Genomic DNA, 20,756 nt, shown 5'->3' with positions numbered 1-20,756 from the left:
GTTGAGCAGGCAGAAAGGAGGTAATTTGATGAATCAGGCAGTGACTAGCCGGCAGCTTACGCTGCTAATCTTGCTGCTGAGTGTAACAGGTACGCTGATTCAGCCCCATGCACAGGCCATTTTCTATGCCGAACAGCATGCCTATCTATCCTATATCCCTGTGTTTCTCGTCACATTTGCATCCATGTGGATGTTAAATCGTGTCCAAAGCCGGTTTCCCGATCAGGACCTCTTTGAGTCTCTGGTCAAAAGATTTCCTTTCTTGGGACGGGTGACGGGCTTGATGTATATCATGTTTTTTCTTTTGATATTTGCTCGAGACATCCGGTTGATCGGTGACTATGTAAGTATAACCTTGCTTGAGACGACGCCCATTTCCATTATTGTGTTGTCTCTCTTGGTCATGGCTGTGTTTATTGTCAGAGGAGGACTGGGTTCCTTAATTGGGATGTCTGAGCTGTACATTACCTTATTTCTGCTCAACTCGGTCATTGTCCCATTCATGTTGATTCAACAAGTTAACCTGGATAATCTGATGCCGTACTTTGATATTGATGTAGAAGGTGTAGGCAAGGGAAGCTGGTACATCTTTTCCTTCTTTGGAGAGATGATTGCACTGCCTTTTGTCGTTAAGGGAAGCGACTTTCGTTTCAAACCGGTAACTTGGGGAATAACGATAGCCGCCTTGCTGATGATGCTAATTATGATCGAGACCATCACCTCCATTGGTGTGCCAATTGCATCGAGGCTGGTATACCCGTCATACGAACTTGCCAGACAGCTGCAGGTAAGTGACTTTCTGGACCGGTTTGACCTGGCCCTAGCTGCGGCTACCCTGCCTACCATGATTACGAAGATTGCATTTGACCTGTATTTTATCTGCTGGGGGCTGAAGCGGATGGTTCCCAAGGTATCCGGGAAGCTCATGACGGGTCCGGTGGCGCTCGTAGGATTCGTATGTGCATTTTGGTTTTTTAAGAATGCGATTCAGCTGTTCCGCTTCACGCGGGAATGGACATGGATTGCCATTCTGTTCGAAGTGCTCTTTCCGATCCTACTTTTTTTGTTTCTTCGACCACGTAAAAAGGAAAGGGACTCCTCACGCCAAGGAGTGAACCATCGCGATACAACCAACAAACAGCATGAACAGGAGAAGAAAAGACGCGATTCAGGCCAGGAGGATGAAACAGGAAAGGATGAAATGCAGGGGGGCGAGCTTCAGCCTTCCTGATGCCAATCATAAAAAATCGTTATAGAAGAACACGCCAAATGACGTGAAACAAGGTTTCCCTCCATGAAACTACCCTGTATACTGTAGTCAAACGAATGACGTTCGGACGAACGAACTGGGGGGAAACATGAATGGCTCAACATTTGGCAGGTATACGTGTAGCACTGACGGGACCGCGTAAATCCAAGGAAATGGCGTTGTTAGTTGAGAAAGTGGGTGGTATTCCACTCGTGCGGCCAGCACAGGGAACGGTATTCCTGGATGATCGGAACATACGCAATGGTCTCGTCTCCTTGATCTCTGATCCACCCGACTGGGCGGTATTAACTACAGGCATGGGACTGGATGCCATATTTGAAATGGCAGAGGATATGGACATAGCTGGTCAACTGCTGGATGTCTTGTCGGAAGCTTCCATTGCAGCAAGAGGATACAAAACGGTGAACTCACTTCGCAAGCGCAAGCTTGCACCGCTGGTTCGGGATGATGACGGCAGTACGGACGGGCTGATTCGAGAATTCGCGCCACATAATCTTGCCGGCAAAAAAGTCATGCTCCAGCTTCATGGAGAAACTGCACCGAAGCTGGTCAACTGGCTGGAAGAACAGGGTGCCGAAGTAAGACAGGTTCTGCCTTATCGCCATGTACCGCCGGAAGAGGCCGAACTGGAACTGCTTTTGAATGAAATCGTGCAGCATGAGGTCGATGCCGTAGCATTCACCAGCGGCCCCCAAGTACGGTTTCTGGCAGCATACGCAGCTTCTCAAGGCAAGCTGGAACAGATGCAGCAGGCTTTCCGGGACGGTGTGATTCCTGCATCTGTAGGTAAAGTGACTGCAAACGCCATGCGTGAAGAAGGAATTGAAGCACTGGTTGTTCCGGAGGAAGAAAAGATGGGAGCACTCATCGTTGAGCTGGGACGATATATTGCTGCAGCACACGCAGATCAATCCTGATAAGCAGATCAGGATGCAGGTCTGTTAAAGGATCCGTTAAGATCGTTATGAGGGTTTCGCATATGGATATATCATTCAAGTTCTGATCTGTTCTGGATCAGAACTTTTTTCTGTTTTGTCTGAAAATAGAAACGTGGACAAACATCATAAGCATGGACATTTTTTCCTGAGCGGTGTTATGATGAAAGCAATATCATTCATGAAAACAAGCAAGGTGCTCTTGCGTCGAGCAAGAGGTAACAGGGAATCGGGTGCAAATCCCGAGCGGTCCCGCCACTGTAATGGGGAAGCCCTTTTCATCCAAGTCACTCGTACATCCGGGGAAGACAGAAAAGGAAGCTGATGATCCAGAGCCAGGAGACCTACCTTGCATGTGTCACCGAACCCTTCGCGGAAAGGAGTGGTGTACGAAGAATCAGGAAACGGGCGAACAACCGGTTCGCCTGGGCAGGCCCTTTGCGGCCATGCAGCCACAGGTCTATCCTCAATAGGGCCGTGGACTGTCTTCTTGAGTGTACGTACATGCGTATCCCATCCGTTATAAGGATGGGATTTTTTTGTTTTTTTACAGTCGATCCGGAACTGGATTTAGTCGAACATGCCGCGAAGAAGAAGGTCGGTCAAGCCGTCCTTTTTCACTGTTTTGGAATAGCCCCGATAAGAAGGTTGAGCTGCACAGAGCAACTCAATAATCAAGAGCTGGCTACAGACCACGGCTGAAGAAGCGATGGTATAGATGTCATTGACGTGCTAAGGGTGAACAGGGAGATGGAGGAGGAGAAGCAATGCAGAGTCAAGGAAAGCTGCTGATTATCGGATTTGGCCCAGGAGCGATGGAGCATATCACCACCCGGGCATTGGAGGCACTTCGGGAGAGTGAGGTCATCATTGGTTATAACACTTACGTTGATCTGATTCGTCCACTCCTGGACGGACAGGAGATTGTACGGACAGGCATGACCGAAGAGGTAAGCCGGGCACAGGAAGCGGTCAGACAGGCCGAGATGGGCAAAATCGTTGCAGTAATCTCCAGTGGGGACGCAGGTGTGTATGGCATGGCCGGATTAGTGTATGAGGTGCTGATGGAGCAAGGCTGGAAGCCGGAAACGGGCGTTGGCGTTGAGGTTATCCCGGGTGTATCTGCCATTCAATCCTGTGCTTCCTTGCTCGGCGCACCCGTGATGCATGATGCATGTACGATCAGTCTGAGTGACCACCTTACGCCATGGGAGACGATTATTCGCCGAGTTGAAGCAGCAGCATCAGCTGATTTTGTCATTGCTCTGTACAATCCTCGCAGTGGACGCCGGACACGCCAGATCGTGGAGACGCAGGAGATGCTGCTGCGGTACCGTAGTCCCCAGACGCCAGTGGGGCTTGTAAAAAGTGCCTATCGTGAACGTCAGGATGTCGTGATGACCACGCTGGAAGACATGTTGAACCATGATATCGGCATGCTGACGACCGTGATCATTGGTAACTCCTCGACCATGATGTACGAAGGACTCATGGTCACACCGCGCGGATATCAGCGGAAATACACGCTGAATACCGTGGAACAGCCGCTCAGACCGCATGAGCGGCTCCGCACGGAAGCTGAGCCTTGGTCGCTCGGCGCGATGGAGGCCCGTTCTGCCGCTTCCAATGGTGCAGCAGGCACGGTCCGCGATGCGCAGACCGCGCAGCCAGCTGCGGAACCAGCCCTGCGCGGCGCCAGCACCAGTACGGGCATGGGACCGCAAGGGCAGCAGGGCGCTGGCATGCCTGCTGCTCAGCCAGCGGGCGGCAGCACCGCAGTGCTTGCGGCCGAGCGGCCTGCGGCGGTGGAAGGTGCACTGCGTGCTGCCCTAGCGGTGCCACATGCTGGTGCGGCCGAACTGGCTGCCGAAGCGCTGACGCGGCTTGCGGCAGGCGGCAAGCTCGCTGGCGAAGCGGCCAGCCGCTGGCTGGATGCAGCCGGGTCAGGCGTGCCAGCAGGAACGCAGGCTGCAGGGGCAGCTGCTGTGCGGACAGCACCCGAGCCGGGACGCAAGGCACCGCTGTTCGAGATTGGTGTTTCGCCTGGCGTCGGCAACAAGAAGTTTACAGCAGCCCAGATGGCACTGCTGGCGCAATGCGCGAGTGAAGAAGGCGAGCTGGAATACACGCCGGAGCATCAGATTATTTTGCGGGTACCGACCTTTGAGCCGGATCAGCTGGTAGAGGAACTGCGTGGAGCGAATTTTATCGTGGTGCCAATCGGTGACGTTATCAAGGTGAAGGCCTGTGACTTCTGCAACATGGAGAAGGATGATGCCGTTCCGATGGCCAATCATTTGCAGGCAGTTATAGGCGGACTTAGTGCGCCGAAAGAGACCAGCGTAGCTCTGAATGGCTGCGGCATGGCATGTTACGGTGCCGTGCTTGAGGACATCGGAATCGTCTACCGCAAGGGCGGATACGACCTGTTCCTTGGCGGCAAGAAGTTCGGAAGAAACGCTCACCCTGCCCAGCCGGTAGCCGAAGGGATTCCAGGTGATCAGATTGGCGGGATTGTGGAGCGGATCGTAGCGGAGTACAAGGAAAAGGGACACCCGAATGAGAGGTTCCATAAATTTTTCAAACGCGTCGGAGTAATCCAAGGCTTCCGTCACGTAGATGCGCCTGTGACCGTGGAAGTAAACCCGGTATGCGGCGACTAGGGATTGTGCCAGTTTTGTTACCATCTGAATATTTTTTTAACCAGCGTTTGTAGTTATACCGGAAAAATTCCATTGCACTTTTTATATAGATCGAAATGATTGGGCAACCCCAGGTTACCCTGCGTGAAAGGCTCGTTTACCGAGTAAGCACAACCTAAAATTGAGATGCCTGGTCTATGGATCAGGCGGGGGAGGAAGAAGCCATGATGAATGCCATTTTGCTGGTTGGACACGGCAGCCGTGATCCAGAGGGAAACCGGGAGTTAATGGAGTTTGCAAGAGCGGTAGCGGAGAAAGCGCCGGAGAATACCGTGGTAGAGACCTGTTTTCTGGAATTAACAAGACCGAGCATTGCCGAAGGGGTTACGGCTTGTGTAGATAAAGGGGCAACGCGTGTCGTATTGGTGCCGATTATTCTGTTTGCTGCGGGCCACGCCAAAATTGATATTCCGAATGCCATTGACCGGGCCAAGATTCGTTATCCGCAAGTGGAATTTGTATATGGGCGTCCGATTGGCGTACATGAGAAGGTCGTTCAAATTATGCAGACCCGTCTGCAGGAAGCTCAGCCTGTCCTTGTTACCGCCAATCAAGGCGGCGCAGCAGTGGCGGCTCCGCCCGCTCCTGTTACGGATGAAGAGACAGCCGTACTTGTCCTTGGACGGGGAAGCAGTGACCCGGATGCCAACAGTGACTTTTTCAAAATGACCCGGATGTTGTGGGAGAAACTCCCTTATAAGTGGGCTGAAAGCAGCTTTATTGGTGTGACGCAGCCTTCATTCCCGGATGGATTGCAGCGTTGTCTCCTGCTCGGGGCGAAGAAGATCGTCATCATGCCTTATTTCCTGTTCACAGGTGTGCTGATCAAACGCATTGATGAGATGACCGCTGAATTTGCTGCGGCACATCCGGACATTCAGGTAGAGATCGGTGGATACTTTGGATTCCATCCCAAATTGGTGGAGCTGGTACTGGAACGCGCGAACGAAGGGTTGAATGGACGGGTAGCGGCCAACTGCGACAACTGCCAATTCAGACTTGAGGCTGCCAAACATCACCACCATCACCATGATCACGATCACGGGCACGATCATCATCACGACCACGATCATGACCATGACCACGACCACCATCATCATCATCATGATCATGCACACGATCACAGTCATGACCACCATCATGACCACGACCATGGGCACAGCCACGATCATCACGCACATGATCACGACCGCCATAATGAGGAGCATCATACTCACGAACATGCCGTGAGCAGCCGTGAAGCATCGCTGGATTATCATCATGACCACGACGGAGAACTGCAACATTCGCATCATGAACTTGAAGGTACAATGAATAGTCAAAATAAAGAGGGCGGAGACGGAGAGAACAACTCACCAGAAGATGCAGGGCATGCTCAGATCGCAGCTGCTTCGGAGCGGGTGAACCGTCCATGATCTTGATGTTATGCGGTACAAGTGATGCGCGGGAATTGGCTGTACAGATTCAGCAGCAGGGGATAGACGTTCTCACATCGGTTGTAACCGAGAGTGCAGCGCACAGTCTGTCTGAGGCGGGGCTGCCGGTTCGTACAGGCAGGCTGACGATAGAAGCAATGGTCCAGCTTGTCCGTGAAAAAGGAAGCCGTGCCATAGTGGATGCAAGTCATCCTTTTGCGGAAGAGGCCCATGCCAATGCCATGGAAGCAGCCAGACAGGCAGGAATTCCTTATATCCGTTACGAGCGGACGGGACTTGCCTACGATGACCATCCGCTACTTCATGTCGTGCCTTCCTATGATGAGGCTGCTCTTAAGGCGAAAGAACTCAAAGGTTCTGTCATGTTAACGACAGGAAGCAAAACGCTGCAGATTTTCACCAAGCATCTGCTCGGTGATCCTGACATTCGTCTCGTTGCCCGTATGCTTCCGCGTCTCGACAATATGGAGAAATGTGGTGAACTGGGTGTTGAACAGCGCAATATTATTGCCATGCAGGGACCCTTTTCCCGTGAAATGAACGAAGCATTGTACAAGCATTACGCCACCACCGTTATGGTGACCAAGGAAAGCGGCAAGACGGGGGCTGTAGATGAGAAGATTCAATCTGCGCTGGAGCTTGGCATTCAGGTTGTATTGATATCCCGCCCAGAGGCCGAATTCGGAACGGTGTTTGATGAATTTGAAGGCGTACTCTCCGAGTTAAAGCGCGTATTGATGGAGTAGGACACCCGAATAGATCAAATTGGGATAGACCCATTTTGAATCATATTACAATTGAAGGAGTGAGTGCATATGGATTTCAAAACGGAATTTAAGCCTTTAACTGTACAGCCCCAGGAGATTGAGGGGAAAAGCTTCGAAATGATTACCGAGGAGCTGGGTGAGCACCCATTCACGGAAGAACAATATCCCGTGGTACAGCGTGTCATTCATGCCTCAGCTGACTTCGAGCTTGGCCGCAGCATGGTTTTCCATCCGGATGCCATCCAAGCAGGAATTGCAGCTCTTCGTGCGGGGCAATCCGTCATTGCCGATGTACAGATGATCCAGGCTGGAGTAAGCAAGGATCGTATTCGCGGGTTCGGCGGAGATGTGCACGTGCATATTTCCGACCCGGATGTGATGGAGGAAGCGAAGCGGTTGAATACAACGCGGGCCATCATCTCGACTCGTAAAGCAACCAAGGCCTACGAGGGCGGAATCTATGCCATCGGTAACGCACCGACAGCATTGCTTGAACTGATTCGTTTGGTAAAAGAAGGCGAAGCCAAGCCGGGTTTGATCATTGGTATGCCTGTCGGATTCGTATCGGCAGCCGAATCCAAGGATGAGCTGCGCAAGCTGGACATCCCATTTATCACGAACATCGGCCGCAAAGGCGGCAGCACCATCGTGGTAGCTGCGCTGAACGCGATCTCGCTGATGGCAGTGAAGGCTTAGTCGCTGTTTCAGCCTACACTGAGCGTACCTAGAGTGTACCTTAGCAGGGAGTACAAGGGCAGCGCTAACGAACCGCAAAGGCCTTATATCGCAGATAATCATGAGTTATAAACTCTAACAAACCTGAGTGAAGCTATTCTGCTCAAAGCCAGCCAAAAACGCTGGGAATATCGGCTCTAATTTGAAATAACATCGCTACGATTCGTTAGATTTTCAGTGTGTGGAAATCGGCTCGAATAGCACTTCCTATGTTCGTTAGAGTGTAGCAATCATCAACTGACGGAGCGAATGTTTGAGCATGTATGGTACAAAAGTGCATGAGGTAGATTCAATCCCAAATCTGGAGACAACAGCGATCGGAAGAACGATCCGTACCCGTAGCGGCCACCCCGTATTTCTGGCATACGCGGTAAACCAAGTGTCATCTACTATGTAATGTGATAAGAAAGGACGGGAGGTTCAAAGCCATGGAAAAGAAACGCATGAAAAGCGGGGAAGTACCCGATCCGGACAAACCGATGCGTTCCGGCTTCACCACTGGAGCCTGCGCTACGGCCGTTGCCAAGGGGGCCACGCAGCTCCTGTTAACCGGGGTTACTCCTGCACAGGCTGTGGTTTCATTGCCCGCGGGCTTTGACCACTCGTTCGAACTGATCGAGCAGGAACTGATGACGGACGGCACGGCTACCTGTGCCACCATCAAGGATGCCGGGGATGATCCGGATGCTACGCATCTGGCGAAGATCATCGCACATGTATCCTGGCGTGAGGAGCCCGGTGTGGAGCTGGATGGCGGCATCGGGGTAGGTCGTGTTACCAAACCCGGCTTGCCTGTCCCTGTCGGCGAAGCGGCGATTAATCCCGTTCCGCGACGCATGATTACCGAGGCTGTGACCCAGGTGCTTGCCGAACATGGGACAGCCAGGGGTGTGAGAGTCGTCATAAGCGTGCCGGACGGCGAAGAGATTGCCAAAAAGACGCTGAATTCGCGTCTCGGCATTTTGGGCGGCATCTCCATTTTGGGCACACGTGGCGTGGTCGTTCCATTCTCCACCTCTGCGTACAAAGCAAGTGTGGTACAAGCCATTTCAGTTGCGCAGGCGTCCGGCTGTGATCACATTGTGCTGACGACAGGCGGCAGCAGTGAGAAATATGCGATGAAAATGATGCCCGATTTGCCCGAAGAAGCCTTCATTCAGATGGGTGACTTTGTCGGGTTCGCCATCAAGCACGGGAAACGACTGGGTATGAAACGCATCAGCCTGGTGGGGATGCCGGGCAAATTTGCCAAAGTGGCTCAAGGAGTCATGATGGTGCACTCCAAGAGTGCGCCGGTGGATTTTGGATTTCTTGCGTCCGTGGCCCGCGAGACCGGGGCTGGAGATGAACTGGCGCAAGCGATCGAGGAAGCCAACACGGCGACCCAAGTGGCCGACATGATGACTGAGGCGGGGTATTTGCCCTATTTTGAAAAGCTATGTACATATGCCTGTAGGCACTGTCTGGAGCATGCCGGAGGCGGAGTGACGGTCGAAGTGGTATTGGTCACGATGAAAGGAATGGAATTGGGGAGGGCGGAAATCAGTGAACTGGACGACAGCAGCTGGAGCAAAGAATCATAGAATCCGTATCATCGGCGTAGGTGAAGAGGGCGCGGCAGGGTTGACGGCGGATAGCCTGAATCTGATTCAGGAAGCGGATGTACTGGTGGGCGGCGAACGTCAACTGCAGTACTTCCCAGCATTTGCGGGAGAGAAACTTACAATTAAGAGCGGATTAAGCGACTTGGTTGTGAAAATAAAAGCACTGCAGGACACGCACAACGTCGTTGTGCTTGCCTCGGGAGACCCGCTGTTCTACGGCATCGCCGGGTATCTTGTGCGTAAGCTTGGCCCGGATCAACTGGAGATCCGGCCTAATCTCAGTTCGCTGCAGCTGGCATTCGCCAAGCTTGGCGAGAGCTGGCACGACGCCGTGCTCGAAAGCGTGCACGGACGTCCGCTCAAAGGCCTCGCACAGCGCATCGATGGCAAAGCCAAAATTGCGCTGCTCACGGACGAGCATAACAGCCCCGCTGCGATCGGGGCATATCTGCAGCAGTTCGGCATGACCGAGTATGATGCCTACGTTGCCGAGAACCTAGGCGGGCCAGACGAGCGTGCCCGTCATTACACCCTGGACGAGCTGGCGGCAGCCGAATGCTGCCCGCTGAACGTCGTCATTTTGCTGCGCCGCAAGGATGCGCCTGCGCCGCGCAAAGGGTTTGGGTTTGCGGATGAGGAATTCCATCAGCGCAAACCGGAGAAGGGCCTGATTACCAAGCGCGAGGTCCGCGCCTTCAGCTTGGCTGAACTGCGACTTGGCGTGGACAGCATTGTATGGGATATCGGCGCTGGATCAGGCTCGGTGGCGGTCGAGTGCACGCGGCTCGCGCCACGAGGCCAGGTCTTCGCCATCGAGAAGAACGAAGGTGACCTCGTGAACATCGAGGCCAACCGGGTGAAATTCCGGACGGACTTTACCGTCCTTCATGCCAAAGCACCAGCAGGGCTGGACGAACTACCGAATCCGGATGCGGTGTTCATTGGCGGCAGCGGCGGCGAGCTTGCTCAGCTGATCGCCCTATGCGCGTCCCGGCTGCGCCCCGAGGGACGCATTGTGGTGAATGCAGCGACCATCGAGACGCTGCATGACAGCATGAAGGCCATGCGCGATGCAGGCATGGACGCCTCCGTGACACTGCTTCAGACGGCGCGCAGCAAGCCGATTCTGAACATGACCCGTTTTGACGGATTGAATCCGATCTATGTGATCACAGGCCAGCATGTCGCGACAGAGGAAGCGGTAGCCGGAGCGGAAGAATGACTTTTCAAGGACAGGACAAGGGGGAAAACAACATGAGTACGGCAGCAGTAGGTACGCTGTATGGCGTGGGTGTCGGGCCGGGAGACCCGGAACTGATTACGGTGAAGGCATACCGAATGATCCGGGAGTGTCCGGTGGTTGCGTATCCGAAGAAGCGCAAGGGCGGCAAATCGTATGCCCACGAAATCGTGGAACTGTATGTCAACCCGGAAGAGAAGGAGATGCTCGGCCTGATCTTTCCGATGACCAAGGACCCGGTTGTGCTTGAACGGGAGTGGGGCAAAACCGTCGAAGCCTGCTGGGGTGCGCTGAAGGAGGGTAAGGATGTGGCCTTTGTAACCGAAGGCGATCCGAACCTGTACAGCACCTTCATTCATCTGGCACGACTGATGCGTGAACTGCATCCCGAAGTACCCATTGCTTCGATTCCGGGGATTTCATCTGTACTGGGCGCCGCAGCTGCACTGGATATCCATCTGGCAGACGGCGATGAGCAGGTGGGCATTATCCCTGCGACCGCCGATAAGGAAGCGATGCGTCAGGCAATTGAGCATCACGATACGATTGTATTTATCAAAGTGGCGAAGGTGCTGGACCCGATGCTTGAACTGCTTGACGAGATGGGTCTCGGCGGCAAAGCCTCGGTTGTCACCAAAGTCACTTCTCCATATGAACTGGTCTGGCGCGATGCCCGTGAACTGAAAGGACAGGAGCTGGAATATCTGAGCCTGATGGTGGTGAGCAAATGAAAACACTGGAACCGAAAGTTTATATCGTAGGTGCAGGCCCGGGTGACCCCGAACTGATTACAGTGAAGGGCTCGAACATTTTGAGAAATGCGGATTTGGTCCTGTACACCGACTCCCTCGTGAACGATGAACTGATTGCGACGGCAAAGCCTGAAGCAGAAGTGCTGCAAAGCTCCGGCATGGATCTGGAGCAGCAGGTTGAGCTCATGTGTGAAGCCACTCGTGCAGGCCGCAGCGTAGCTCGTGTGCATACCGGTGATCCGGCGATGTACGGCGCAATTCTGGAACAGATGGTACTGCTGAAGCAGCAGGGCGTGGAGTACGAGATCATCCCGGGTGTTAGCTCGGTCTTTGCTTCGGCAGCAGCCCTTGGAGCGGAACTAACGGTGCCTGAACTGACGCAGACGGTTATTCTGACACGCGCAGAAGGACGCACGCCAGTACCTGAACGCGAGAAGCTGCGTGATCTGGCGTCACATCACTGTACGGTGGCCCTCTTCCTAAGTGCAACGCTGGCGAAAAAAGTCGTGGTTGAATTCCTCGCTGCAGGGTGGAGCGAAGATACACCAGTGGCGGTTGTGCAGCGGGCAACCTGGCCGGATCAGAAAATTGTACGGACCACGCTCGCCAATCTGGCTGCCGATCTGCGTGCTGCTGGTATTACGATGCATGCGATGATTCTGGCAGGCTGGGCGCTTGATCCCGATCTCGTGAACCGGGATGCCCACCGTTCCAAGCTGTATGACAAATCCTTCACCCACGGTTATCGCAAAGGAGTGAAGTCCGGTGAGTAATCCGTTTGCAGCCGTGGCCATCACGAAGCATGGCGTGGAGATAGTACGCAATCTGGCTGGACAATTCCAGGGTACGGACGTGTATTACATGAGTAAGTTCGCCCGCGGGGATGAAGAAGAGCTGGGTTATCAGCTGTTTGAAGGCTCGGTGAAGCTGATTTTGCCGGATCTGTTCAAGCGTTACAATGGTATCATTCTATTTATTTCTCTGGGTGCGGTAGTCCGCATGATTGCCCCGCTGCTGGTGGACAAAAAAGTCGACCCCGCCGTGCTGGTCATTGATGACCGCGGCGAGAATGTCATCAGTGTGCTGTCCGGCCATCTCGGCGGTGCGAATGAACTGACTCGTCAGGTCGCGGAAGTACTCGGTGCACGCGCAGTGATCACAACGGCTTCGGATGTCCAAGGGACGATTCCGGTAGACATGTTCGGACGGGAGCTGGGCTGGATCGTGGACAGCTTCGACAAGGCCACGCCAGTCAGTGCAGCGGTTGTTAACGAGGAGCCGGTTGCGCTGATTCAGGAGACGGGAGAGCGGAACTGGTGGCGATATAACAAGCCTGTCCCGGATCATATCCGCGTCTTCAGCAGCATGGAGGAAACCGAGTCATTTCCATTCAATGCCGCACTTGTGGTTAGCGACCGCCTGCTCACCGATGCTGAACAGACACGTTTTCTGACCAATGGTGTGTTGTATCGACCGAAGAGCCTCGTACTTGGCATGGGCTGCAATCGCGGCACATCTATGGAGGAACTGGAGCAGGAGATGCTCGCCACATTGGAAGAGCTGTGCCTTTCGGTGAAAAGCGTAAGAAACATAGCCACGATTGATCTGAAAAAGGATGAAGAAGGCCTGCTGGCTCTATGCGCCAAATACGGCTGGGAACTTGTGACGTATACGCCAGCCGAGCTGAATACCGTCAAGCTTCCAAATCCATCGGAGACGGTATTTAAATATACCGGAGCTTACGGTGTGAGCGAGCCAGCGGCATTGCTGTCTTCCGGAGCAGACCACTGGCTGCTGGAGAAGAAAAAGAGCGGAAACCTGACGATTTCCGTAACGCGAATCCCTTTTGACTAACAAAATTGAAATTATGCGCTTCAGCGATGAAGCAAATAGGTATTATTTAGGCCGCATCGTTTAGAGGTGCGGTTTTGTTATATCGAAGAAAGGTGGGAATGGATCATGACCATTTCAAATCAACATGCCAGACCACGGCTGATCATAGCCGGAACGGGGAGCGGTGCAGGAAAAACAACGGTGACCCTGGGCCTGATGAAAGCGTTGGCCCGAAGCGGAATGAGCGTACAGGGCTTCAAGTGCGGGCCGGATTATATTGATCCAACCTACCATACGGCTGTAACGGGCAGGGCATCGCGGAACCTGGATGCATGGATGACGTCTCCGGAGTATGTAAGAGAAGCATTTGCCAAAGCGTCAGCGGGACATGATATTTCTATTATTGAGGGTGTCATGGGACTGTATGACGGCAAAGATCCCTTAAGCAATACGGGGTCTACTGCGGAGATCGCTCTCGTAACACAGACTCCGGTCATTCTGGTCGTGGATGTCCGCAGCATGGCTCGAAGTGCAGCCGCGATCGTCCTTGGTTTTCAGCAGCTGGAGCCGGAGCTTAACATCGCTGGTGTCATCGTCAATCGCTGCGGAAGTGCCGGCCACTACAGTATTGTGAAGAAAGCCATTGAGCAGATGTGCGGCATTCCTGTGGTCGGATGGCTGAAACGGGAGGAGGACATGTCAATTCCCGAGCGTCACCTGGGGCTGGTCCCTGCCATTGAACGGGGAGAGTTGGAGCCTCTGTTCGAGCGGGCTGCAGACGCATTGCTGGAAGGCACCGATCTGGATGCGATTATTGCCATAGCGAAGGCTGCACCTGCCATAAAAGAAGAGTTAACCATGAACCATGAGGATGTTTCGCGGCAAAACACAGATCCAATGTGGACCGGTGTCCATTTGAAGTGCAGCGAAGACAGCACGTCTGGCGTGTCCGATGAACGCGGAACTTCGTCCAGTCCGGTAATAGCTGTTGCCCGGGATGCGGCGTTTAATTTCTATTACCCGGATAATCTGGAGCTGCTCGAAGCAGCAGGAGCCCGATTGAAGTACTTCAGTCCTCTTGCAGGGGATGGCATACCGACTGAGGCGGATGGCATTTATCTTGGGGGCGGCTTCCCGGAGGAGTTTGCGGCATTGATTGCAGATAACGTCTCGTTTCTGGAGGGGTTGCGTGAGGCCGTTCGCAGTGAAATGCCTTTGTTTGCGGAGTGCGGCGGTTATATGGTGCTCGCTGAGACGTTAACAAACCAGGAAGGGCTAACGTATAACATGGCAGGTATTATCCCTGCCAAAGTGCAGATGCAAGCGAAGCGTGCAGCACTCGGATATCGTGAGGCCAGAGCTGTAGAGGATTCCTATTTGTTGAAAAAAGGAGAGGTGATTCGGGGCCATGAATTTCATTACTCTACCATGACCTACCAAGAGGAAGGCAACATTCCCTATGCTTATGAGACTAAGGGATTACGGGGCATGAAGCAGGAGGGATATGCCAGAGGTAACGTTGTAGCCGGGTATACCCATGTTCATCTCGGTTCTCATCCAGGTACAGCAGGGAGATGGGTGCAGCATTGTCTGTCATACCGACTGAGAAGAAGTGGTCAGCATATATAAGTGTAGATTTTTCAAATGAAGTGACAGAAGAAAAGAGAATCCTGCATTCATCACATCATGAGACTTTGGTCGTGAAGTTAAGCTTTCCTGTTTACATTTAAAGGTTTTTGCCTGACCATGTGGAATGAATTAAAAGACAAAGCAGCCTGGATAGGGAGGGGAAGCATGGTGAGAACCGTATGTGTGACCGGGGCAGCCCGGGGACTTGGATTGGCTCTGACAGCACAAATGCTGAAGAGAGGATATATTGTATATGCTGCAGGTCTGGATATGGAGAGCTCTGAGGGGATTCGTCTGCTCGTGCAAGCTTATCCGAAGCATCTTCGGGTCATCGAGCTGGATATTGCCGATGATCTGTCCGTTGCGTTGTTTACCGAGACCATCAAACTGGATACAGATCGTCTGGATATGCTGATCAATAATGCGGCTATACTAGGGAATATTACGGATCATGTCCGCGGGCCGTTAAACTTTGCCGAAATGGCGGAGGTATTCAACGTGAATACGCTGGGTTCACTGCGCGTAACTCACGCATTGCTGCCCCTCCTTCTTGCGGGCACGGGCAAGCTGATTGTGGACATCTCATCGGAGGCGGGCAGTATTGAGCAGTGCGACAGACATGGCTGGTTCGCTTACTGCATGTCCAAGTCCGCACTAAACATGCAGGCTAGGCTTGTTCATAATGGGATCAAGGATGAAGGTGGGCAGGTCATGCTGATCCATCCCGGGTGGGTGCAGAGCTATATGAGCGGTGAATTGAACACAGCCGCAGACCTTACGCCAGAACAATCGGCACAGCATATCGCAGCACTTATTGACCGCCACAAGGATTTTATGGGAGATCAGCCTGCCTATGTAGACTACAAGGGGGACGAGCTTCCCTGGTAATCTTGTTATAGGTTTAACATGAAAGGAGTTTTATTAATGGACCATCGTAAAAAGGCGTTGTTGCTCGGCGATTATACACATCCGGACTGGCATCCGCTGCAGGATGTTGACGCGGAGATCAGCCGTATTTTTCATGATAGCATGACCGTGCAGTGCAGCGAGAATCGCAATATGCTGCTGCAGGAAAACATATCGGGATTCGATGTGTGTATTTCATACATGGACGATTGGAAGGGGAAAGTCTCTCCTCAGCAGACAGCTGGATTGCTGTCCTATGTGAGCAATGGAGGCGGACTGGTCATTCTACATAACGGGATTTCGCTTCAGAATCGTTATGAACTCAAGCAGATGATTGGTGCGAAATTCCTGCATCATCCACCGTATGGACCGCTGGAGTTTACTGTAACGGAACATAAACACCCTGTGACCGAGGGGATTACCGGATTCACCATGGAAGAAGAGCCTTATCTGTTCGAATTCGGATCATTCGCCGAAACCACGATTTTGCTTGAATACCAGACTGAAGACGGACCTAAGCCTGCGGCTTGGGCACATACTTATGGATTAGGCCGGATTGTATACCTCATGCCAGGACATCATGTGCCTTCTTTTGCACACGAATCCTATCGCCAGCTGATTTTGCAGGCAGGCAAATGGGCAGCACGATACGTGTAACCTGATCACTTCTTTGTTGTGCTGGGTATAAAGGGTATAATATAGAGATCAACGAAGAGGAGGATGACAAGAATGAGCGATTTGTTCAAAAAGGCGATCTCATTAGGGTTGGGTCTTACCGTCGTAAGCAAGGAAAAAATCGAAAAAACCGTAGATGATCTGGTCAAACGCGGGGAACTTGCGCCAGGTGAATCCAAAGCCTTGGTCGAGCGTCTAATGGAACGAGGCGACGAAGAGCAGGGCCAGCTCAAGCGAGTGATTCATGAGCAGGTCAAGCGGGTGCTTCAGGAAGTAGGCGTACCTTCGGAGAGTGATGTGACCAGTCTGGAACAGCGCGTTGCTGTACTGGAGAAAAAACTCGCCGAACTGGGCCACACACCACAGCTGCAACCAGATGTATCCCCAGCTCCACTTGAAGTTCCTCCTCCGCACAAAGGAAACGAGATCGAGTAGATGGCTGTGCGAATTAAACATGTCGGCAGATACCGGGAAATTGCCATGGCGCTGGTGCGTCATGGCTTCGGTTATATGGTCGAGGAATTGGGGCTTTTCCAGCTGCTGGCCATACCTCGGCGGTGGATGTCACGTGAAGCACACACGACCAAAACGCTGAGTGAACGGATCAGGCTTGTGCTGCAGGAGCTGGGGCCGGCTTTCGTGAAGCTGGGGCAACTGGCAAGCACAAGGGCGGATCTGCTGCCTGAGCCGGTCATTCGTGAACTGGTGAAGCTGCAGGATCAGGTACCCCCTTTCTCTTCGGAAACGGCACGGGGGATTTTGGAACAGGAATTGGATACACCGCTGGAAGAGATCTTTTCCCGATTCGAGGATACCCCTGTGGCTGCAGCCAGCATCGGGCAGGTGCATCTGGGCAAGCTTCGAAGCGGAGAGGCCGTCGCCATCAAGATCCAGCGTCCCGGCATCTCACGGATTGTGCAGCGGGATTTGGATATTTTGCGTGAGCTGACGGCGATGGCGGAGAAGCGATGGGACTGGGTGAAGCAGTACCAGATTCCGCAGATGGTAGAGGAGTATGCCCAGGCGCTGATGGCTGAACTGGATTATACTGTCGAGGGGCGGAATACCGAGAAGATCGCCCAGCAGTACCAGCAGGATAACAAGGTCAAAATCCCGCTAATCTACTGGGATCAGACTTCCTCGCGTGTGTTAACCATGGAATACGTGGAGGGCATCAAACTGAATGACCGTGACGAACTGGTCAGACGTGGACATGACCTGAATGACATTGCCCAGCGACTGGTGGATTCCTTGTTGAATCAGATCTTTATTCATGGTTTCTTTCATGCGGATCCGCATCCTGGCAACCTGATGGTGTTAAAAGACGGCCGATTGGCGTTTATCGATTTTGGCATGGTTGGCACTCTGAGTGATGAGATGAAGCAGCATCTGGCTTCGCTCATCATCGGGTTGATGCGCAAGGATACAGACAGCATGATCCGGGCAATTGAGAAACTGGGCATGATGCCTGATGACATGGATCTCCGCGGCCTCCATCATGACCTGGACAAGCTGCGCAGCAAATACTATGATATTCCCTTTTCCAAAATCAGCGTGGGTCAGGCCCTTAACGATCTGTTCGGAGTCGCGCAGAGACACCGGGTCATCATGCCAGCCGACATCGTGCTGTTGGGGAAATCGCTGCTCACAATGGAAGGCGTGATCGAACATCTGGATCCATCGCTCAGCATTGTGGATATGGCGGAACCCTTCGGCCGGAAGCTGATCAAGGACCGGTTCAGTCCGGGCCGAATCAAGAATCGGCTGTTCCGCAGTGCGGCAGACCTGGCTGAGAGTGTGATCGGACTGCCGGGGCAGCTCCGGCAGCTATCCTCCATTATCAGTAAAGGCAAGCTGCGGCTTGAGGTCAGCGTACCCGAACTGGACACGCTGATGCGCAGGCTGGACCAGATCAGTAATCGTCTGTCCTTCAGTATCGTGCTGCTCGCCTTTTGTATCATTATGGTCGGACTCATTATTGGTTCCTCAATCAGTCATCAGTCAACGATGCTGTGGGATATTCCGGTCATTGAGATCGGTTTTCTGGTTGCCATTCTGATGGTGGCCTTTCTGCTCTATTCGATTTTCAAATCGGGAAGATTCTAGTTACATTTAGGCAGGAAAGAGCTGTTAATGCTTCTTGGCGAAGGAGCGTTAACGGCTTTTTTGGTCTGGGAAATAATACATTAACTATAAAACAGATAAACAGAGCATGACCGAGATATATTATAAAAATAAGAGAAATCCAGGGATAATCTATTGTTTGCGAAGATATAGCCTGTTCGTATAAAAGGATCGCCCTGTCTATAATAATAGGTCAGTACATAACGGACCCGGTCTTTCTGAGAGGGGAAGACCAGTGACATCAAGAGTCGGCTTCTGATGTCTTCTTAGCTTGAACCTGGATGTAACAGAATCATGTGGAACGCACTGGAACGGATCAAGCAGGATAGCTGCGGACTTCGGAATCTTTTATTCCGGATGAAGAGCTTCTTATATCAACACGTACAGGCCATGATGCGGAGGGAGTGTTCCGCTGTTTTGTGCTGCCCTGTCGTAGTTGGTCAGTGACGTGCCTAGCTGCTGCATTTCAGGTAATCAACCCACGAGGTTAACGGTGTAGGAGGAACGGCAAGAACATATGAATACGTTAAAACAACAATGGTTTGGCAACATTCGCGGAGACGTGCTGGCAGGCATTACGGTAGCGCTGGCGCTGATTCCGGAAGCAATTGCCTTCTCCATCATTGCAGGTGTCGATCCGATGGTCGGATTGTATGCATCGATTACGATTGCGATTGTGATCTCGATTGCAGGCGGAAGACCGGGAATGATCTCGGCTGCTACGGGCGCCATGGCGGTACTGATGGTTGGCCTCGTCAAGGATTACGGCGTGGAATATCTGTTCGCGGCCACGATATTGACGGGAATTATTCAGTTTATTTTAGGGATTTTTAAAGTTGGGAAGTTCATTACGTTTGTGCCGCATTCGGTACTTACCGGATTCGTAAATGCCCTGGCAATCTTGATCTTCATGGCCCAGCTGACGCATTTTACAGGTGCGAACTGGATCATGTATACAATGGTCGCAGGCACGCTGGCCATCATTTATATTTTGCCACGGTTTTTCAAAGGTGTTCCGGCCCCTCTCATTGCAATAATCGTCATGACGATTATTACGGTGGTGTTCCATCTGGATGTGAAGCAGGTAGGCGACATGGGGAATTTGACGAGTACTCTCCCGATGTTCCATCTGCCCAATATTGAGTGGTCCTTCAACACGCTGATGATTTTGCTGCCCTATTCATTTACGATGGCGCTGGTAGGTTTGCTGGAATCCCTGCTGACCGCTACGATCGTGGATGAGATGACGGAGACCAAGAGCAGCAAAAACCGTGAGGTGCGCGGTCAAGGAATCGCCAACTTCATTAACGGGTTATTCGGCGGCATGGGAGGCTGTGCGATGATCGGTCAATCCGTTATTAATGTGAAGTCCGGCGGCCGGGGACGGCTGTCCACATTTACGGCAGGCGCCTTTTTGGCTATCCTGCTGCTGCTGCTCAGCGGAGTGGTAAAACAGGTGCCGATGGGTGCGCTGGTAGGTGTCATGTTTATGGTGTGTATCGGTACGTTTGACTGGAGTTCCGTCAAAAATATTGCACGTGTTCCACGCGCAGAGGCCATCGTCATGGTGGTCACGGTGGTGATTGTCGTCATCACCAATGATCTTTCCATCGGTGTACTGGTCGGCGTTGTGCTTAGCGCCTTGCATTTTGGGTGGAAACAGGCCAAGATTCGTGTTCATGCCAGCGAGGAGCAGGGTCAAAAGGTATATCGTGTTCACGGTCCGTTCTTCTTCGGCTCTTCATCCCGCTTTGTGGATGAGTTTCATGCCGAAACGGATCCGGAGGAGATCATGATTGATTTTGGCGGATCACATATCTGGGATAACACGGCCGTTGTTGCCATCGGCAAGGTGAAGTTCAAATATGCGAAACTGGGCAAAACGGTGCATCTCCGAGGCTTGAACGAGGAAAGCTCGCGTTTGCTGGAGAGAAGCGGGTTTGCGGTCTCACAGAGCCATGGTTAATGGAGATAAATGATCTCTGGAACATGAAATACAATAAAAGGGTGCCGGAACATGTCCGGTACCCTTTTGTTTTGCTGGACAAACGTGTAAACTACACGGTATGGAGAAAAAGAGCAGGCGGACTGATTGCTTTTTGAAAATCCATTTCATGGGGAAGAATACATCGAAATGGGCTTATCTAA

At 52.5% G+C, this 20,756-nt stretch carries 17 protein-coding genes and 1 riboswitch; all 17 genes read left to right on the top strand.

Translation table 11 applies throughout. The features are described 5' to 3' along the window. Positions 1-28: 28 nt before the first annotated feature. The 17 genes from PIL01S_RS09430 (at position 29) to PIL01S_RS09350 (ending at position 20,574) form a co-directional block, all read left to right on the top strand. Positions 29-1,231 carry an endospore germination permease gene (locus tag PIL01S_RS09430; RefSeq protein WP_127537325.1) on the top strand — a complete coding sequence of 401 codons (1,203 nt, stop codon included), beginning with the start codon at positions 29-31 and terminating at the stop codon, positions 1,229-1,231. A gap of 131 nt (positions 1,232-1,362) precedes the next feature. Beyond that, complete coding sequence (locus PIL01S_RS09425) at positions 1,363-2,187, top strand: uroporphyrinogen-III synthase (protein WP_127537324.1); 825 nt, start codon at positions 1,363-1,365, stop codon at positions 2,185-2,187. 195 nt (positions 2,188-2,382) lie between these two features. Continuing rightward, a riboswitch (cobalamin riboswitch) is annotated at positions 2,383-2,571 on the top strand. Between the two features lie 401 nt (positions 2,572-2,972). Continuing rightward, complete coding sequence (cobJ, locus tag PIL01S_RS09420) at positions 2,973-4,868, top strand: precorrin-3B C(17)-methyltransferase (RefSeq protein ID WP_127537323.1); 1,896 nt, start codon at positions 2,973-2,975, stop codon at positions 4,866-4,868. Between the two features lie 206 nt (positions 4,869-5,074). After that, positions 5,075-6,322: a sirohydrochlorin chelatase gene (locus tag PIL01S_RS09415; protein WP_127537632.1), complete on the top strand. Its 1,248-nt coding sequence runs from the start codon at positions 5,075-5,077 to the stop codon at positions 6,320-6,322. Then, entirely contained in the window at positions 6,319-7,089 is a 771-nt protein-coding gene (cobK, locus tag PIL01S_RS09410) for a precorrin-6A reductase (RefSeq protein WP_127537322.1), read from the top strand. The genes PIL01S_RS09415 and cobK overlap by 4 nt, the downstream gene beginning before the upstream one ends. A gap of 69 nt (positions 7,090-7,158) precedes the next feature. After that, positions 7,159-7,806, top strand: coding sequence for a precorrin-8X methylmutase (locus tag PIL01S_RS09405; protein WP_127537321.1), 648 nt, complete (start codon positions 7,159-7,161; stop codon positions 7,804-7,806). Positions 7,807-8,273: 467 nt separating this feature from the next. After that, positions 8,274-9,428 carry a cobalt-precorrin-5B (C(1))-methyltransferase gene (locus PIL01S_RS09400; RefSeq protein WP_127537320.1) on the top strand — a complete coding sequence of 385 codons (1,155 nt, stop codon included), beginning with the start codon at positions 8,274-8,276 and terminating at the stop codon, positions 9,426-9,428. Continuing rightward, a complete protein-coding gene (gene cbiE / locus PIL01S_RS09395) occupies positions 9,391-10,671 on the top strand; it encodes a precorrin-6y C5,15-methyltransferase (decarboxylating) subunit CbiE (RefSeq protein WP_246058154.1) in 1,281 nt (426 codons plus the stop codon). The genes PIL01S_RS09400 and cbiE overlap by 38 nt, the downstream gene beginning before the upstream one ends. Before the next feature lie 32 nt (positions 10,672-10,703). Further along, positions 10,704-11,420: a precorrin-2 C(20)-methyltransferase gene (gene cobI / locus PIL01S_RS09390; RefSeq protein ID WP_095291300.1), complete on the top strand. Its 717-nt coding sequence runs from the start codon at positions 10,704-10,706 to the stop codon at positions 11,418-11,420. Next, the gene (gene cobM / locus PIL01S_RS09385; RefSeq protein ID WP_127537319.1) at positions 11,417-12,214 is read left to right on the top strand and encodes a precorrin-4 C(11)-methyltransferase; all 798 of its coding nucleotides are present in this window, start codon (positions 11,417-11,419) and stop codon (positions 12,212-12,214) included. Before cobI ends, cobM begins: the two co-directional genes overlap by 4 nt. Beyond that, the gene (locus PIL01S_RS09380) at positions 12,207-13,295 is read left to right on the top strand and encodes a cobalt-precorrin 5A hydrolase (RefSeq protein WP_127537318.1); all 1,089 of its coding nucleotides are present in this window, start codon (positions 12,207-12,209) and stop codon (positions 13,293-13,295) included. The genes cobM and PIL01S_RS09380 overlap by 8 nt, the downstream gene beginning before the upstream one ends. A gap of 105 nt (positions 13,296-13,400) precedes the next feature. Continuing rightward, complete coding sequence (locus PIL01S_RS09375; protein WP_127537317.1) at positions 13,401-14,903, top strand: cobyrinate a,c-diamide synthase; 1,503 nt, start codon at positions 13,401-13,403, stop codon at positions 14,901-14,903. 165 nt (positions 14,904-15,068) lie between these two features. Next, the gene (locus tag PIL01S_RS09370) at positions 15,069-15,791 is read left to right on the top strand and encodes an SDR family oxidoreductase (RefSeq protein ID WP_127537316.1); all 723 of its coding nucleotides are present in this window, start codon (positions 15,069-15,071) and stop codon (positions 15,789-15,791) included. A 36-nt stretch (positions 15,792-15,827) separates the two neighbouring features. Further along, the gene (locus PIL01S_RS09365) at positions 15,828-16,466 is read left to right on the top strand and encodes a ThuA domain-containing protein (RefSeq protein ID WP_095291082.1); all 639 of its coding nucleotides are present in this window, start codon (positions 15,828-15,830) and stop codon (positions 16,464-16,466) included. A gap of 72 nt (positions 16,467-16,538) precedes the next feature. Next, entirely contained in the window at positions 16,539-16,919 is a 381-nt protein-coding gene (locus PIL01S_RS09360; protein WP_127537315.1) for a phasin family protein, read from the top strand. Further along, positions 16,920-18,590 carry an ABC1 kinase family protein gene (locus PIL01S_RS09355; protein WP_127537314.1) on the top strand — a complete coding sequence of 557 codons (1,671 nt, stop codon included), beginning with the start codon at positions 16,920-16,922 and terminating at the stop codon, positions 18,588-18,590. A 535-nt stretch (positions 18,591-19,125) separates the two neighbouring features. Then, positions 19,126-20,574, top strand: coding sequence for a SulP family inorganic anion transporter (locus tag PIL01S_RS09350; protein WP_127537313.1), 1,449 nt, complete (start codon positions 19,126-19,128; stop codon positions 20,572-20,574). Positions 20,575-20,756 lie beyond the last annotated feature (182 nt).

It is taken from the genome of Paenibacillus illinoisensis NBRC 15959, from assembly GCF_004000925.1.
Lineage (GTDB): Bacteria > Bacillota > Bacilli > Paenibacillales > Paenibacillaceae > Paenibacillus > Paenibacillus illinoisensis.
This window is presented reverse-complemented; position numbering and strand designations above follow the sequence as displayed.